This window comes from Rhizobium sp. Root491 (assembly GCF_001427205.1).
Taxonomy (GTDB): Bacteria; Pseudomonadota; Alphaproteobacteria; order Rhizobiales; family Rhizobiaceae; genus Agrobacterium; species Agrobacterium tumefaciens.
Window position 1 is genome coordinate 203,210 of the sequence record NZ_LMFF01000016.1, and the last position, 16,961, is coordinate 220,170.

A 16,961-nucleotide genomic window follows, 5' to 3' on the forward strand; every position below is an offset into this window, starting at 1 on the left:
AGAAGAAAATGCGCTTCGGCCGAGACTAGTCCCGACTGCGCGAACGAGCGGAGAATAAGCATGCTTTCAGCGAAACCCAGGGAAGTCGATGTCTCCGAGACCATCTATTCCTACCTCTCGCAGCGTTTCCCGGCTCATGCCCCGTTTTTCGCAGATACGCAATTGCTCGAAGGCGGCGTGATCGATTCGCTCGGTTTTCTCGAACTGATGATCTTTCTCGGCGAAGGTTTCGGCATCGTTCTCAACGATGAACATTTCACCCCGGAAAATCTCAGCACGCCGGCCGATCTGATTGCCTTCGTCACGCAGGAACGGCGCAGATGACAACCCACATCCTGCTGCACCACCTGCTCACCGCGCGGGCGGAAAGCGGCGATGAGGCGCTTGTCTACAAAGAAAAATCACTGAGCTATCGCGAATTTTCCGAAGCGGCCGCACGTTGTGCGGCGGCATTGCAGGAGGCCGGAACGGAGCGCGGCGACCGTGTCGTCATCTTCCTGCCGCGCGGCATAGAGGAATGCTGGTCGATCTTCGGCGTGAGCATGGCTTCCTGCGTCTTCGTGCCGGTCAACGCGCTTTTGAAGGCGCAGCAAATCCGCCATATCGTCGCGGATTGCGGCGCAAAAATCGTCATCAGCAGTGCTACGATGATGGATGAGCTGAACGCGGCTGTGGAAGACCTGCCCGAGGTCACTGTACTGCTGGCGGAACAAATCGACCGCCGCCCGCCCGTGCCTGCCAAAGTCTCGCCGTCAATTGGCGAGGACCTTGCAGCGATCCTCTACACATCCGGCTCCACCGGCTCGCCCAAGGGCGTGATGCTGTCGCACCGTAATCTTCTGGCCGGCGCGCGAATCGTGCGCACCTATCTGGAGATCACCGGAAAAGACCGCCTTCTCTCCATTTTGCCCTTCAGTTTCGATTACGGCCTGAACCAGTTGCTGACGGCGGTTGAACAGGGTGCGACCACTGTTATCTCCACCTTCAGGCTCGGCGATGATATTGTCAGGGACTTGCGCGACCATGCCATTACCGGGCTTGCCGGCGTGCCGACCGTTTGGGCTATCCTGACGAGGGCCGCGCCGTTGCTGGCGAAAACGCCGCTGCCGCAGTTGCGATACATCACCAACTCCGGCGGACGCGTGCCGCAGGAAACCGTGAGGGCGTTGCGCGAAAAGCTACCGGACACCAAAATCTATCTGATGTATGGCCTGACCGAAGCCTTCCGCTCCACCTTCCTGCCGCCTGATGAAATCGACCGCCGCCCGACTTCCATCGGCAAGGCTATCCCCGAATGTGAAATCTTCATCGTCACCGCAGAGGGACAGAGGGCAAAACCGGGTGAGCCCGGCATTCTCGTCCATCGCGGCCCGACCGTGTCGCTGGGTTACTGGAACCGGCCGGAAGATACCGCCAAGGTGCTGCGCCCTCACCCTTTCATTCCGGCCGAACGCGGCGGCGAGACCGTGTGTTATTCCGGCGATTTGGCGGTGGAAGACGAGAACGGCTTCTTCAGTTTCGTTGCCCGCAACGATGCGATGATAAAATCGTCAGGCTATCGCATCAGCCCGACCGAGGTGGAGGAAAGCCTGATGTCGACTGGCCTTTTCCAGCAGGTCGCCGTCATCGGCCTGCCGGACCCCTTTGCAGGCGAGAAGGTGCATGCCGTGGCAACCGCCGCCAACGAGAATATCGATACCTCGGCAGCTCTCAAAAAAGCTGCCGAAATGCTTGCCCCCTTCATGATTCCGCGCGCCATCGAACTGGTCGACCGGCTTCCGGTCACGGCCAATGGCAAGGTGGATTACCGCGCGCTGGTGCGCGAACGGACGGACAATGGCGCCCACGGATAAACCCCAAAGCCACGGCCCTGCCCTTGCCGCCGCGCAATTCGCAGTCGACGAAAACGATCTTGTCATCGGCGGCCTTGCCGTGCGCGATATCGTCGCTGAGACCGGAACGCCGTGCTTCCTCTATGATGCCAGCGCCATGCGCCGCGCCTATCGCGATCTCGCAACCGCGCTCAGTGGTTTTGCCGATATCTACTATTCGGTGAAAGCCAATCCCCTGCCCGCCATCATCTCGCTTTTCCGTGAAGAAGGCGCTGGCGCAGAAATCGCCTCCGTCGGTGAATATCGCGCCGCCATCAAGGCAGGTGTGCCACCGGAAAAGATCATCTTTGCCGGTCCCGGCAAGCGCCAAGCTGAATTGCTTGAGGTGATCGAGAGCGGTATCGGCGAAATCCATATCGAGAGCGCCGAGGAAATTGCCCGCATCGAGGCGATCGGCAAACCGGTCAAGGCTTCGATCCGCATCAATCCGGTGCCGGATGCGCAGGCAGGCGCCATGCGCATGGGTGGCAAGGCCACCGCCTTCGGTTTCGACGAGGAAGAACTCGAAAACGTCCTGCCGCTGTTCAGGGACATCAGGCATATCAATCTCGTCGGTGTCCATATTTACGGTGGCACGCAAATCCTCGATGCCGACATGCTTGTCTCCCAATGGAGACACTCCATTTTGCTTGCCGCACGCATGGCCGAAATGCTCGGCAGGCCCCTTGAAACCATCGATCTCGGCGGCGGCCTCGGCATCCCCTATTTCGCCGGGGAGACGCCGCTCGATCTTGCAGCGGTCAGTGCCGCCATTTCCGATCTCAAGGCCTTGATGCATGCGCATCCGCTGATTGCGAATGCTCACATCATCGTCGAACCCGGCCGCTTCCTCGCCGGTCCCGGCGGCATCTATGTAGCGGAAGTCAATTCGGTAAAGACCTCGCGCGGCACCACCTTCGTGGTGACGGATGGTGGCATGCATCACCATCTGGCAGCCTCCGGCAATCTCGGCCAGATCGTCAAGCGTAACTACCCCATCGTCGCACCGGCCATGATGCAGGCAGACTATGAGGAAACGGCAACCATCGTCGGCCCGCTCTGCACACCGCTCGACACGCTGGCGCGCAATGCGGCCCTGCCGAAGCTGAAGGCTGGTGATCTCCTGGCAATCCTGCAATCGGGCGCCTATGGCGCCACCGCCAGCCCTTCGGGTTTTCTCAGCCATCCGGCTGCGAAGGAAGTGCTGATCGAAAATGGTGACATCGCCATTGTCACGTCGGCTCGAGATAAGGCTGGAGACAATATTGCTACCCTCATATCCGAAAATCCCCATCAAACACTAAGAATTTATGACATTCGCGAGGGCGTAATTGCAGCCGATCTTTACGACCTCCTTCATCTCCTCGCACCGGCCTCTCAAACGGCAACTTGGGTCGTTTCCACGGTCAAGTCTCTGCAATCCGCCGATGAATGGTTTGAGGTGGTGGGTGAATCGCGAGATGACCTCGAGTTGTTGGCCCAGAAAGATGCGCGTATTTCAGGCGCCGTTCTGGCCGACCTCGCGAAGAAGGCAAAACAAGTGATATGGGGGCAGTTTACTGCCTTGTCGCCAGCCTTGGATCAGGAATGGGTGACCATTCGGGCAATCGACAGTAGCTTCTACGAAGTAACGACGCCTGACGGGAATGTGCAGGATAAAATTAAATCGTTCTTTCGGGATGTCCGACCTACAGATTCGCAATACCGGTAAACTGAGATGCAACGCACGGGATAATCACCCCCGTAACAGCCTGTCCCCAACCGCAAACTTGGATTTCAGCAGACACTCATCATATTCCGCCTCGGCATCGGAATCGAACACAATACCGCCGCCAACATTGAAGATCGCGCGGCCGCCATCGAACAGGGTCAGCGTGCGGATCGCCACCGAAAAACGCATTTCACCAGCTGGAGACATGAAACCGATAGCACCGCAATAGGCGTCGCGCGGCATCTGTTCCAGTTCGCGCAGGATCTTCATCGCCCACATTTTCGGCGCGCCGGTCACCGAACCGCAGGGAAAAAGCGCCGCGAAAATATCCTCCACCGTCACATCAGGCAAAAGCTTCGCGCGCACATGGCTGACCATCTGGTGCACGGTGGGATAGGTCTCGATATCGAACAGTCGCGGCACATGGAGGCTGCCGACCTCGGTGATGCGGGAAATATCGTTGCGCAGGAGATCGACGATCATGCGGTTTTCGGCAAGCGTCTTTTCATCCTCAAGCATCGCCGCGATGATCGCCCGGTCCTCTTGCGCATTCGCACCGCGCGGCGTCGTTCCCTTCATCGGGTGGGTTTCAATGAAACCTTCCCCGTCCACCGAGAAAAACAGTTCCGGTGAGCGCGACAGGATCACCGGTCCACCGAGATCGACCAGCGCGCCATATTTGACCGGCTGGCGCGCGACCAGCGACCAGAAAGCCGTGAGCGGATCGCCGCTCCAGCGAGCATGAACGGGCATCGTCAGATTGCCCTGATAACAGTCGCCGCGACGCAGATGCCCGTGCAGCCGCTCGAAGCGCTGGCAATAGTCTTCAAGGCTCCATACGGGCGCGGGATCGGACAGAAACGCATCGGCATCCGGCAGACTTTCGGGCCGCGCAAATCGCCCCTCATCCGGCTGTGGGCCGGAAAAGACGCCGAAGCGAAGGAACGGCACGTTGCGAGGCTCGGCAGCAAAGTCCGCAAGTTTCGGCTCGAACAGGAAACCCGCCTCGTAGGACATATAGCCGGCAAGGTATTTCCCGGCGCGGCGCAGCTGCTCCATGCGTTTCAGCGCCGCGAAAAACGCCTCTGGCTCATCCGCGACGATGATCTCCTCCGGCTCGGTGAAGGCTGTCACCGTGCCGGTCGTGTCATCCCGGAAAAGAACGTAAGGCGCATGTGCCAAGGAAAGCGTCCGAACAGGAGAAAGGGTCGGGAAAAATCAGATCGGGTCTATGTCGCCCCGCGCCCACATCTCTATGGTTTCCGCATAAAAATCAGCGAAACGGCCTTCCTCGATCGACTTGCGGATACCCTGCATCAGCTCCTGATAATAGGCAAGATTGTGCCAGGAGAGCAGCATGCCGCCCAGCGCCTCGTTGGAGCGCGTGAGATGATGCAGATAGGCGCGGGAGTAATCACGCGAGGCCGGGCAGTTTGACTGCTCATCGAGCGGCCGCATATCCTCCGCATGGCGGGCATTGCGGATATTGACCCTGCCGCGACGGGTGAAGGCAAGCCCGTGACGACCGGAACGGGTCGGCATCACGCAGTCGAACATGTCGATGCCGCGCGCCACCGATTTCAGAATATCGTCAGGCGTACCGACGCCCATCAGGTAACGCGGCTTTTCGGTGGGCAGCACCGGCAGCGTGATGTCGAGCATGCCCAGCATCACATCCTGCGGCTCGCCGACGGCAAGGCCGCCGACAGCGTAACCCTTGAGATCAAGCTGCTTCAGCCCTTCGGCGGAGCGAATGCGCAGATCCGGCTGGTCGCCGCCCTGCACAATGCCGAACATGGCCTTGCCGGGCTGTTCACCGAAGGCGACGCGGCAACGCTCCGCCCAGCGCAGCGACATTTCCATGGCGCGCTCGATTTCCTTGCGGTCGGCCGGCAGCGCGATGCATTCATCGAGCTGCATCTGGATGTCCGAATCAAGCATGCCCTGAATTTCGATCGAGCGTTCCGGCGACATATGGTGCAGCGAACCGTCCACATGGCTCTTGAAGGTCACACCCTTCTCGTCCAGCTTGCGCAGGCCGGAAAGCGACATGACTTGAAAACCGCCGCTGTCGGTGAGGATCGGATGCGGCCAGCGGATAAGCTCATGCAACCCGCCAAGCCTTGCCACGCGCTCCGGGCCGGGCCGCAGCATCAGGTGATAGGTATTGCCGAGAATGATATCGGCCCCGAGCTCGCGCACCTGGTCGAGATACATGGCCTTGACAGTACCGACAGTGCCAACAGGCATGAAGGCAGGTGTGCGGATGACGCCGCGCGGCATGGCGACTTCGCCAAGGCGGGCGCCGCCGCTCGTGGCTTTCAGGGTAAAGGTGAATTTGTCGTGCATCAGTTCTTCCGGAACAACAGGCTTGAATCGCCATAGGAATAAAAACGGTATCCGGTTTCGATGGCATGCGCATAAGCGGCACGCATCGTCTCGAGACCGCAAAAAGCCGAAACGAGCATGAACAGCGTCGATTTCGGCAGGTGGAAATTGGTCATCAGAATATCGACCGCGCGGAAACGGTATCCGGGCGTGATGAAGATGCCCGTCGCGCCCGACCATGGCTGCATGACGCCATTCTCATCAGTGGCGCTTTCGATAAGCCGCAGCGAGGTGGTGCCGACAGAAACGATCCGCCCGCCGCGCGCCTTGACGGCATTGAGCTTTGCCGCAGTCTCCTGCGAAACATGGCCGATCTCGAAATGCATCTTGTGATCGTCGGTATCGTCGGCCTTAACTGGAAGGAAGGTCCCTGCCCCAACGTGTAGTGTCACGAAATGTCGCTCGATGCCGGCTTCGTCCAGCGCCGCAAACAGATCGGGCGTGAAATGCAGGCCGGCAGTGGGTGCGGCAACGGCGCCCTTCTCGCGGGCATAAATTGTCTGGTAATCGGTCTGGTCCTGCGCATCTTCCGGGCGCTTCGCGGCGATATAGGGCGGCAAAGGAATATGGCCGACGGAGGCGATCGCCTCGTCCAGAACAGGTCCGGAAACGTCAAAAAGCAGCGTGATCTCGCCCTCCTCACCCTTTTCCTCGACGGTGGCCTCCAGATGGGCAAGGCCGCAGGCATTGTCGCGCTCATAACCGAAACGAATGCGGTCACCCTGCTTGATACGCTTGCCCGGCCGCGCGAAAGCCTTCCAGCGCGACTGGTCGGCGCGCATGTGCAGCGTGGCTGAAACTGCCGTTTCAGGCGCACCTTCGCGCAGCCGCACGCCTTCAAGCTGGGCTGGAATGACGCGGGTGTCGTTGAATACCAGCGCGTCGCCGGGCTTCAGGAATGAAGTCAGGTCGGATACGATGCGGTCTTCCATGTGGTTCGCATTCGGATCGACCACGAGAAGACGCGCACTATCGCGCGGGTTCGCCGGGCGAAGTGCGATATTGTCCTCGGGGAGATCGAAATCGAACAGGTCTACGCGCATTGCAAGGGCTCTCGAAATATCAAAACCCGCCCTGCATGGCATGGGGCGGGTGGTGGGTGATGACAAGGCTTCCGACTACACTCAAAGTCATCCTCGGGCTTGTCGCGAGGATGAGGTCTGAGAGGTTGGCGCCATCATCAATGTGAAACGCCCCGCAGTTTCCTGCGGAGCGGGTAAACACTTTATACGCTATTATCAGGCCGCCGAAGCAAGCTTCATCGAAACGATCGAATCGGGGTCCTTCACAGGCTCGCCGCGCTTGACCTTGTCGATGGCTTCCATGCCTTCGATGACCTGGCCCCACACGGTGTACTGCTTGTTCAGCCAAGGCGAATCGGTGAAGCAGATGAAGAACTGCGAGTTTGCGGAGTTCGGGCTCTGCGAACGGGCCATAGAGCAGGTGCCGCGTACGTGCGAAATAGCCGAGAATTCAGCCTTGAGGTCAGGTTTCTCGGAGCCGCCCATGCCGGCGCGGGCCGGGTTGAAGCTTTCCGAACCCTTCTTGCCGAACTTCACATCGCCCGTCTGGGCCATGAAGTCCTCGATGACGCGGTGGAACACGACGCCGTCGTAAGCGCCTTCCGATACCAGTTCCTTGATACGGGCAACGTGGCCCGGAGCAACTTCCGGAAGCAGCTGGATCACGACCTTGCCGGTCGTCGTTTCCATGATGATGGTGTTTTCCGGATCCTTGATCTCGGCCATGATTATTCTCCTCTGTTCGGGCTCTATTGCCCTACCTTACTTCTTGCCGACGGTGACCTTGATCATCCGGTCGGGGTTGGAAACTTCGCCGTTGCCGCCGGCGCCACGCTTGATCTTGTCCACGGCTTCCATGCCGGACACGACCTTGCCGACCACGGTGTACTGGCCGTTCAGGAACGGACCGTCGGCAAACATGATGAAGAACTGCGAATTGGCGGAATTCGGATCGCTGGAACGGGCCATGCCGACAACGCCGCGCGTGAACGGTGTCTTGGAGAACTCAGCCGGAATGTCGGCCATGTCAGAGCCGCCGGTGCCGGCACGCTGGGCGTTGAAGCCCTTCTCCATGTTGCCGTACTGCACGTCGCCGGTCTGCGCCATGAAACCGTCAATGACGCGGTGGAAGGCCACGTTGTCATAGGCGCCCTTTTTCGCCAGCGCTTCAATCTGCGCCACGTGCTTGGGCGCGACTTCCGGCATCAGTTCGATGACGACGGGGCCGTCCTTCAGCTGGACGGTCAGGAATTCGGCAGCCGAAGCGAAGGTGCTGGCGGCAAGCGCGCCCGCAAACAGGGCGCCGGCAAAGGCAAATCGAACGAGTTTCATTGGATTGGCTCCGGAATGTGAGGCTGAAGTCAGCGCTTCAGCTTGGCGTTGAGGGCTTCAAGCACGGCTTTGGGAACGAAGGCATCCACATTGCCGCCCATGGCGGCGATCTGCCGGACCAATGTGGCTGTAATGGGTCGCGACGACGTACCCGCCGGCAGGAACACGGTCTGTATATCAGGTGCCATCTGGCGGTTCATGCCGGCCATCTGCATTTCATAATCGAGATCGGTGCCGTCACGCAGGCCGCGCAGAAGAAGGCGCGCGCCATGTTGACGGGCTGCATCGACGACCAGATTGTCGAAGGAAACGACCTCAACGCGCGCCGCCTCACCGGGCAGGCTTTCAGAAAGCGCCCGGCTTATCAGCGTCGCCCGCTCCTCGAAGCTGAACAGCGGTGCTTTTCCGGGATGGATGCCGACGGCGACGATGACTTTGGACGCCACGTTCAGCGCCTGGATAAGCACATCCAGATGTCCGTTGGTCATCGGATCGAAGGATCCTGGATAAAAGGCAATCGTCATATCGCTCTCAAGTGGTGGGCGTTATGTGCCGCCTTTTGTCACGGAGATGGGCGCGGCGCAAGACTTTTACAACCCGGACGCCCTCCCGGTGCGGTCTGAACAACGGATGAATGCGCCGTTCAGTGCGGTTTCAGGGCTCATTTATATAAATACACGGCATCGGGAAACCGAAATGCCCCTCACCTCGTTAAGCCCCCGGAGAAATGAAAATGCTGGCCTTTATGATCGTCTTTTCGGTCATCGCATCATTCGCAGCCGAGTATCTTTTCCTCGAATGAGGCCAGTCGCCGGTTTCCTGAACGCCAGATGAACAAGCCATTCAAGGAAGTTTCACAGGCGCGATGCTAATCGATTTTTAAGGTTGACGCGGAACATGATTGGACGTGGCGCGTTAATATCAAACCAAAGGAACAGACAGATGTTTGTAAGAGAAAAACAGTCTACTTCGGCGAAAATCAGCGTCATCAGCACCGCCTGGACAGTACTGGTCATCGCAATGGTAGCAACAACGTTTAGCCTTTATGATCAGAAGCCTGCTGCCCAGGGACCGGACTATCCACAGATGACCGCCCGCTACCAGTCCATGACCTATTACTGATGAGGAACTAGGATTTCCTCGCCACCAACGGAGATGATATCATGTTCACATTCCTGACACTGCTTCTTGCCCTGATCAGCATTATGTTCGTGACGTCAATGATCTCCGCCGTCGCCGAGATGCGACGTGAAGACGAGGAATTCAAGGCCTCGGTAAGACGCAACCGCGCGTTCTGACCGCAACCATCAGACTTAGCCGTCTTTCAGAATATGATTCTCCGCAACCGCCTGGACGCTCCGGGCGGTTTTATTTTGCCGCCTTAAGGGCCAGTATGGCGAAGATGAAGGCGTAAAAACCTAGCCCCAATCACATAAGCGTTTTCAAAACCCCGTTTTTCCAAGGCAAATTCCCTTCAATTTCCCATTGGATTGATTTAAGGAACGCCGATACGTTGCGGGCCGGACGGCTGGCGACCGCAATGACGTTCCTGTGAGGTTTGCATAACGATGCTCGATTCCCTGAGAAATGCTTCTCGAACCATGGCAGCCAAGCTGCTGCTTCTCCTGCTTGTTGTTTCGTTTGGCGTCTGGGGCGTCTCCGCATCACTCGTCACCTCCAATTCGCATGCGGTCATGACCGTCGGCGACCAGACGGTCAGCCCGCAGGAATTCCGCCTCGCCTATCAGCGTCAGGTTTCCGATCTCAGCCGCCAGTTTGGCGCGAGACTGACCACCGAACAGGCCAAGGCCTTCGGCATCGACCGTCAGGTGTTCAGCCAGCTTGCGGCGGGTGCCTCGCTGGATGAACTGGCGTCGAAGATGAATCTCGGCCTTTCGGAAGACCGCCTCGCCAATCTCATCGCCGAAGACCCGGCATTCAAATCGGTTAATGGCCAGTTCGATCGCACCCTGTTCACCGAACGGCTGCGCAATTCCGGCCTGCGCGAAGACGACTATATCAAGGAACGCAGCAAGGTCGCGGTCAGAAGCCAGATCGTTGAAGCCGTTTCCGATGGTTTCAAGGCACCGCAGGTACTGGTGGACGCACTCAAGCAATACCGCAACGAACAGCGCTCGGTCGATTACGTCATCCTGTCCAACGCCGTCATTGCGCCGGTCAAGGCGCCGGGCGACGACGTGCTTGCACCCTGGTTTGAAACCAACAAGGCGAAATATCGCGCGCCCGAGTTCCGCAAGTTCACCTATGTGAAGCTGGAACCATCGGACATTGCCGATCAGGCTTCGGTGACGGATGCGCAGATCGCCGACTATTACAACAGCCACAAGGACAGCTTCCGCACCGCCGGTCGCCGCACCGTCGAGCAGCTGACCTTCCCGGAAAAGGAAATGGCAGAAGCCGCTGCAGAGCAGATCCGCCTCGGCAACACCACCTATGATCAGGTGGTTAAGGATCAGGGCAAGACCGCCTCCGACGTGACGCTTGGCGAATTCACCAAGGACACGATCCCCGACCAGTCGATTGCCGATGCTGCTTTCGCCGTCCAGAAGGATGGCGGCGTGTCTCCGGTCGTGGCAGGCTCCTTCGGCCCGGTCATCCTGCGCATCACCGGCATCAAGCCGGAAACCACCCGCACGCTGGAAGAAGCGAAAGAGGACATCCGCAAGGACCTCGCCACCGCTGCTGCAGCCGAAGAAGTCACCAATGTGCATGACCGTTACGAAGACCTGCGTGCCGGCGGCTCCTCGCTTGCCGATGCGGCAAAGCAGCTGAACCTCAAGCCCGTCACCATCGACGCCATCGATGCCGCCGGTCTTGATGAAAAGGGCGACGCCATTCAGGACCTGCCCTCGCCGCAGCTTGCCCAGGAAGTCTTCAAGACCGAACCCGGCACCGAAGCCCTGCCGATCAATCTTGGCCGCGAAGGCTACATCTGGTTCGACGTCGATCAGATCATCCCCGCCCGCGACCGCACGCTTGCCGAAGTGCGCGACGATGTCGTGGCCGACTGGACGGCAGAGCAGCAGCGCACGGCGCTTGCCACCAAGGCCGACGAGCTGAAGGCACGTGTCGAAAAGGGCGAGACACTGGCAGCGGTGGCTGGCGAACTCGGCCTTGCCGTCGAGCAGAAATCCGGCCTGCGCCGCACCAGCGAGGACGCGATTTTCGGTCGCCAGACGATTACGGCGGTATTCTCCGGCGCTGAAGGCATGACGGGCACAGCGGCAGACGCCGATGGTTCCAGCCGCATCCTCTTCAAGGTCACGGCAGTCGACACCAACGCGCCTGCCGATGCGCTTGCCAATGACGATCAGCAGTTCGCCGCCATCGCCCGCGCGGCAGGTGACGACATGCTCGACCAGATGGTCAACCGCCTGCAGAACGACTACGGTGTGACCATCAATCAGGCCCTCGCCGATCAGGCGATGGTCGGCTTCTAACCGGGGGGCGGAAACGATGGCCGAACTGAAACCGCTGATCGCAAAGGTCGCAAACGGGGAAAGCCTGAACCGTGAGGAATCGCGGGCCGCTTTCGACATTCTGATGTCGGGCGAAGCAACCCCATCGCAGATCGGCGGTTTCCTGATGGCACTGCGCGTGCGCGGCGAGACGGTAGACGAGATTGTCGGCGCCGTCTCCTCCATGCGCGCGCGCATGCTGCCGGTTTCGGCCCCCGAAAACGCGATCGACATCGTCGGAACCGGCGGTGACGGCATCGGCACCTACAATATCTCGACGCTCGCCTCGATCATCGTTGCCGGCACGGGCCTTCCCGTTGCCAAGCACGGTAACCGGGCGCTAAGCTCCAAATCCGGCACGGCGGATGCGCTGTCCGCACTCGGCGTGAAGCTGGATATCGGCCCTGACCTTATCGCCCGCTGCATCAGTGAGGCGGGACTCGGCTTCATGTTCGCGCAGCTGCACCATTCCGCCATGCGCCATGTCGGTCCAAGCCGCGTCGAACTTGGCACGCGCACCATCTTCAACCTGCTCGGCCCGCTTTCCAACCCGGCGGGCGCGAAGCGCCAATTGCTCGGCGTCTTTTCGCCGCGCTGGCTGGTGCCGCTTGCCGAAGTGCTGCGCGATCTCGGCTCGGAAAGCATCTGGGTCGTACATGGCGACGGCATGGATGAAGTCACGACGACAGGCGTCACCCATGTGGCGGCGCTTGAAAACGGCAAGATCCGCACCTTCGACCTGACGCCGAAGGATTTCGGTGTTGAACCCGCTTCAATGGCAGACCTCAAGGGTGGCGACGGCATTGCCAATGCAGCGGCACTTCGCGAGGTTCTGTCCGGTAAGCGCAACGCCTATCGCGACGTATCGCTGTGCAACGCCGCGGCAGCCCTCGTCATTGCCGGCAAGGCCGAAACGCTTGGCGAGGCGATGACGACCGTGAGCCAAGCGCTCGACAGCGGCGCGGCGGCAGCAGCGCTCGACCGCCTGGTCGCCGTCTCCAATGAAACAGTCTCCGGGCAGGCCGACCACTAAAAGGAATGAGAGCGAAACCATGAGCGACATTCTGAAAAATATCGAGATCTACAAGCGCGAGGAAATTGCCGCCGCCAAGGCCAGGGTTTCACTTGCCGATCTCAAGGCGATGGCCGCAGGCCAGACTGCGCCGCGCGGTTTTTACAAAGCGCTGCGGACAAAGCAGGCTGAGGGCAAATTCGGTCTGATTGCCGAAATCAAGAAGGCCAGCCCCTCCAAGGGGCTGATCCGCCCGGATTTCGATCCGCCGGCACTAGCCGCCGCCTATGAGGCTGGTGGCGCCGCCTGTCTTTCCGTGCTGACGGACACGCCGAGCTTTCAGGGTGCGCCGGAATTTCTGACGGCTGCCCGCAATGTCTGCACGCTGCCTGCGCTGCGCAAGGATTTCATGTTCGATACCTATCAGGTGCATGAGGCCCGCGCCTGGGGCGCGGACTGCATCCTGCTCATCATGGCGTCTCTTTCCGACGATGAGGCGAAACGCCTTGAAGACGAGGCTTTTTCACTCGGCATGGACGTACTGGTCGAGGTGCATGATGCGGAAGAAACCGAACGGGCGCTGAAGCTCGCCTCGCCGCTTCTCGGCATCAATAACCGCAATCTGCGCACTTTCGAGGTCAGCCTCGAAACCAGCGAGAAACTGGCTGGCCTCGTGCCCGCCGACAAGCTGCTTGTCGGCGAAAGCGGCATCTTCACCTATGAGGATTGCCAGCGCCTCGAAAAGAGCGGCATCAGCACCTTCCTCGTCGGCGAAAGCCTGATGCGCAAGGACGACGTGACGGCAGCTACCAAAACCCTGCTAACCGGCCAATCCGGCGTTCTGGCGGCGGAATGATGCGCCGATGAGCGAGGCGACAAAGCTCACCCATATCGATGCGAGCGGCGAGGCCCATATGGTCGATGTCGGCGACAAAGCCGAGACCGTCCGTGTCGCCGTTGCCGAGGGCTTCGTGAAGATGAAGCCGGAAACGCTGGCGCTCATCCGCGATGGCAATGCCAAGAAGGGTGACGTCATCGGCACAGCCCGGCTCGCGGGCATCATGGCAGCCAAGCAGACGGCAAACCTCATTCCGCTCTGCCACCCGCTGATGCTGACGAAGGTTGCGGTGGACATTACCGAAGACGCTGCCCTGCCCGGCCTGCGGGTGGAGGCCATGGTGAAGCTCTCCGGCAAGACCGGCGTGGAGATGGAGGCGCTGACCGCCGTGTCCATCGCCTGCCTGACCATTTACGACATGGCCAAAGCCGCCGACAAGGCGATGGAGATCGTCAATATCCGCCTTCTCGAAAAGAGCGGCGGCAAGTCGGGCGATTTCCGGCGACAGGAGACCTGAATGAAGCCACTGCTGCCCGTGGATGAGGCCGTAACGCGCCTTCTGGAGGCGGCGGTTCCTGTGGTTGACAGCGAAACCCTTCCGCTCGCCGAATGCGATGGCCGCGTCCTTGCGGCTGACCTTGCGGCGCGTCTGACCCAGCCGCCTTTCGATGCCTCGGCCATGGACGGCTATGCGCTGCGCAGTACCGATGCGCCACAAATCGGGTCAGTCCTCACCGTCATAGGCCAGGCTGCCGCAGGCCACGCTTTCGCGGGCACGGTGGGTAAAGGCGAGGCCGTGCGTATCTTTACCGGCGCACCGGTGCCAGCGGGTGCGGATGCCATTCTCATTCAGGAAGATGCCGAGCTTCTCGGCGAGGGCAAAATCCGCACCGCCTTCGACATCACCGCCGGGAGACACATTCGCCCGCGCGGACAGGATTTTGCCGAGGGCGACACCGTTTTGAAGTCCGGCCGCGAACTCTGCTTCACCGATCTCACCGTTGCGGCGGCGATGAATCACGCAACGCTTGCAGTCTATCGCAAGCCACTGGTCGCCATCCTTGCCACCGGCGACGAATTGCTGCCGCCCGGAAGCACGCCCCTTCCCGCCCAGATCATCGCCTCGAACACTTTCGGTGTCGCCGCACTTGCGCGGGCAGCCGGTGCCGAGGTTCTCGATCTCGGCATTATACCCGACAACGACACGCTGATCCGCGCCGCCATCGGCAAGGCTGTCGCGGCAAAGGCCGATGTGCTCGTGACGCTCGGCGGCGCCTCTGTCGGCGACCATGATCTCGTTCAGGCGGCGCTTAAGGCCGAAGGCATGCAGCTCGATTTCTGGCGCATTGCCATGCGTCCTGGAAAACCGCTGATGGTGGGCGCCATCGATGCCATGCAGGTTCTGGGCCTGCCAGGAAATCCAGTCGCGAGCCTCGTCTGCGGCCTGCTGTTCCTCGAGCCACTGCTCCACAGAATCGCCCGCCGCATTCTGCCGCAACGCGTCACCACGGCCCGAACCGCCACACCGCTGAAGGCGAACGATCACCGGCAGGATTATCTTCGCGCCCGTTTCAGCACCGATGACAACGGCGCTCTGGTGGCGCAAGCCTATGCCAAACAGGATTCATCCATGATGAACATACTGGCACATTCAGACGGCCTGATCGTGCGCCCGCCAAATGCGCCGGCAGTTGACGCCGGTGCGGAATGCTCGGTGATACGGCTTAGAGCCTGACGGGACATATTCCGGCGGCAGACAAAACAACGCATTGTTTCAAAATCTTGCGCAATTTTCACCGCAAGTAGTCACAGAAATGAGACGGGCTGCAGCCACTTCTGTTGAGACGACGTAATAAAAACTGTAACGTTGCTGTATCCGGACATGCGCGAAGAAGTTCGTTGCTTATAAGCGGCGTCTTGCCAGATGAAAAACTCCGTGCCTCAACCATCTCCCGATTATCACCCTGCGTTGTTGTGCCGAAATAAATCACCCTAAAATCACTATCGGGATTGACAGAATAAATACGAAGCTGGCACCAAGACGAGCAGTAGAAATCAAAAAACTCCGGAACTTCCTCGAAATGAGAATTACTTATAATTATCAGCTAAATAAGATAAAAATTGCCGAAGATCAAAATTGCAGGGAACAAAAATTAGTTTCCCATAAATTAAGCTTTTCAAAACGGCCTACATAATAATAATCATAGTCGATAAGCAGACTCACTGGAGTTTCTTGATGAACACGGCATCCACGCCCAAATCCACGGGGCCCGACATCGCCGGGCAGATTGCCTACGCCATGCGGAGCATGGGTGTGTCGCCGATCCCGCGCAACTATAGCCTTTTTTACGAAGCCTATATCGGCTCGAACCCGGCGCTGACGAGGGATCTGGCGGCACTGGGAAACCGGGTGACGCAGGAGGATCTGGACGAACTGTCCGCGCGGTACGGGGAAGGCAATCCCATCGCCTCGATCGACGACGCGCAAGAGAAGCTGCGGCGTGAACTGGAGGCGCTTCTCGGAACGCTGAGGCGCGAACAGTCCTCCATCGAGAACTACAACAGAATTCTCGGCGAGACCCGTCAGCGCATTGACGACAAGACCGTATCGAGCACCAATATCCTGAAAAATGCGGTTGCGCTGCTGGCCGAGGCCACCGGCTCGAAAATCATCGATGGCGAAAAGGCGTTCAACGACGTCAACCGCCATGCCGAGGAAATGCAACAGGTGCGTCTGGAGCTGGATGAATACAAGCGCATCGCCAATACCGATTCGCTGACGCGCCTTTCCAACCGTCGCGCTTTCGATGACAGGCTGGCCTCCGTCTACAACAGCTCCATCGGCCTGCAATATACGACGCTCATCCTGCTCGACATCGACCATTTCAAGCGGATCAACGATACGTTCGGCCACCCGGTCGGCGACAAGATACTGGCCACAGTCGCCTCCGTCATCCGCGCCAATGTCCGCAAGGACGGCTTCGTCGCCAGAAGCGGCGGCGAGGAATTCGCCATCATTCTTGATGGCAACACGCCGGAAGAAGTCATGGTGATCTGTGAGCGCATCCGCCTGTCGCTGGAAAGCACGCCGTTCCGCAATTCAAGATCGGGCGCCGACTACGGTACGGTGACGATCTCGATCGGCTTCGCCTCCGCCTCGCAGGCAAACAATCCGGGCGAACTTTACGGACATGCCGATATGGCACTTTACCACGCCAAGGAAACCGGCAGGAACCGTTCCGTCATTTACGAGGACGGCATGCAGAAGAACTATATCGGCAAGAACTGGCTGATTTATCGTACCTAGG

Annotated in this window: 16 protein-coding genes and 1 pseudogene; 11 read left to right on the plus strand and 6 right to left on the minus strand. The window is 59.4% G+C overall.

Features of this window, described 5'->3' with window-relative positions; all coding sequences use genetic code 11:
- Nucleotides 1-60 precede the first annotated feature (60 nt).
- From ASD46_RS19465 to ASD46_RS19475, 3 genes and pseudogenes are all read left to right on the plus strand, one after another.
- The gene (locus tag ASD46_RS19465) at nt 61-324 is read left to right on the plus strand and encodes an acyl carrier protein (protein WP_025593601.1); all 264 of its coding nucleotides are present in this window, start codon (nt 61-63) and stop codon (nt 322-324) included.
- Nucleotides 321-1,853: an AMP-binding protein gene (locus tag ASD46_RS19470; protein WP_025593602.1), complete on the plus strand. Its 1,533-nt coding sequence runs from the start codon at nt 321-323 to the stop codon at nt 1,851-1,853. The genes ASD46_RS19465 and ASD46_RS19470 overlap by 4 nt, the downstream gene beginning before the upstream one ends.
- Nucleotides 1,837-3,105 (plus strand): annotated as a pseudogene (locus tag ASD46_RS19475) (type III PLP-dependent enzyme); the annotation flags it as partial. The gene ASD46_RS19470 and the pseudogene ASD46_RS19475, both read left to right, overlap by 17 nt.
- A 501-nt stretch (nt 3,106-3,606) precedes the next feature.
- On the opposite strand, the gene ASD46_RS19480 reads toward ASD46_RS19475, so the two are convergent.
- The 6 genes from ASD46_RS19480 to coaD all read right to left on the minus strand — a co-directional run bounded on the left by ASD46_RS19480 (nt 3,607) and on the right by coaD (nt 8,848).
- A complete protein-coding gene (locus tag ASD46_RS19480; protein WP_025593606.1) occupies nt 3,607-4,764 on the minus strand; it encodes an aminodeoxychorismate synthase component I in 1,158 nt (385 codons plus the stop codon).
- 36 nt (nt 4,765-4,800) lie between these two features.
- Complete coding sequence (tgt, locus tag ASD46_RS19485) at nt 4,801-5,931, minus strand: tRNA guanosine(34) transglycosylase Tgt (protein ID WP_025593608.1); 1,131 nt, start codon at nt 5,929-5,931, stop codon at nt 4,801-4,803.
- On the minus strand, nt 5,931-7,013 hold the full coding sequence (queA, locus tag ASD46_RS19490; protein ID WP_025593609.1) for a tRNA preQ1(34) S-adenosylmethionine ribosyltransferase-isomerase QueA: 1,083 nt from the start codon (nt 7,011-7,013) through the stop codon (nt 5,931-5,933). Before queA ends, tgt begins: the two co-directional genes overlap by 1 nt.
- Nucleotides 7,014-7,208: 195 nt before the next feature.
- Nucleotides 7,209-7,718 carry a peptidylprolyl isomerase gene (locus tag ASD46_RS19495; protein WP_003515547.1) on the minus strand — a complete coding sequence of 170 codons (510 nt, stop codon included), beginning with the start codon at nt 7,716-7,718 and terminating at the stop codon, nt 7,209-7,211.
- Nucleotides 7,719-7,754: 36 nt separating this feature from the next.
- On the minus strand, nt 7,755-8,324 hold the full coding sequence (locus tag ASD46_RS19500; RefSeq protein ID WP_019566173.1) for a peptidylprolyl isomerase: 570 nt from the start codon (nt 8,322-8,324) through the stop codon (nt 7,755-7,757).
- Between the two features lie 29 nt (nt 8,325-8,353).
- The gene (coaD, locus tag ASD46_RS19505; protein ID WP_003515552.1) at nt 8,354-8,848 is read right to left on the minus strand and encodes a pantetheine-phosphate adenylyltransferase; all 495 of its coding nucleotides are present in this window, start codon (nt 8,846-8,848) and stop codon (nt 8,354-8,356) included.
- A 418-nt stretch (nt 8,849-9,266) separates the two neighbouring features.
- Between coaD and ASD46_RS19510 the strand changes: the two genes are divergently transcribed.
- The 8 genes from ASD46_RS19510 to ASD46_RS19545 all read left to right on the plus strand — a co-directional run bounded on the left by ASD46_RS19510 (nt 9,267) and on the right by ASD46_RS19545 (nt 16,960).
- On the plus strand, nt 9,267-9,446 hold the full coding sequence (locus ASD46_RS19510; protein ID WP_003515553.1) for a hypothetical protein: 180 nt from the start codon (nt 9,267-9,269) through the stop codon (nt 9,444-9,446).
- 41 nt (nt 9,447-9,487) lie between these two features.
- Complete coding sequence (locus ASD46_RS27825; protein ID WP_003515556.1) at nt 9,488-9,622, plus strand: hypothetical protein; 135 nt, start codon at nt 9,488-9,490, stop codon at nt 9,620-9,622.
- 270 nt (nt 9,623-9,892) lie between these two features.
- A complete protein-coding gene (locus tag ASD46_RS19520) occupies nt 9,893-11,785 on the plus strand; it encodes a peptidylprolyl isomerase (protein ID WP_013636263.1) in 1,893 nt (630 codons plus the stop codon).
- Between the two features lie 16 nt (nt 11,786-11,801).
- Nucleotides 11,802-12,836 (plus strand): anthranilate phosphoribosyltransferase, encoded by a 1,035-nt coding sequence (gene trpD, locus ASD46_RS19525; protein ID WP_013636264.1) that lies wholly within the window; start codon nt 11,802-11,804, stop codon nt 12,834-12,836.
- Nucleotides 12,837-12,855: 19 nt separating this feature from the next.
- Nucleotides 12,856-13,671 carry an indole-3-glycerol phosphate synthase TrpC gene (gene trpC, locus ASD46_RS19530; RefSeq protein WP_035198327.1) on the plus strand — a complete coding sequence of 272 codons (816 nt, stop codon included), beginning with the start codon at nt 12,856-12,858 and terminating at the stop codon, nt 13,669-13,671.
- A gap of 7 nt (nt 13,672-13,678) precedes the next feature.
- A complete protein-coding gene (gene moaC, locus ASD46_RS19535; RefSeq protein WP_003515564.1) occupies nt 13,679-14,170 on the plus strand; it encodes a cyclic pyranopterin monophosphate synthase MoaC in 492 nt (163 codons plus the stop codon).
- Nucleotides 14,171-15,388: a gephyrin-like molybdotransferase Glp gene (gene glp / locus ASD46_RS19540; protein ID WP_035198330.1), complete on the plus strand. Its 1,218-nt coding sequence runs from the start codon at nt 14,171-14,173 to the stop codon at nt 15,386-15,388. It begins immediately after the preceding gene.
- Between the two features lie 501 nt (nt 15,389-15,889).
- Nucleotides 15,890-16,960: a GGDEF domain-containing protein gene (locus ASD46_RS19545; protein WP_060642566.1), complete on the plus strand. Its 1,071-nt coding sequence runs from the start codon at nt 15,890-15,892 to the stop codon at nt 16,958-16,960.
- Nucleotide 16,961: the final 1 nt, after the last annotated feature.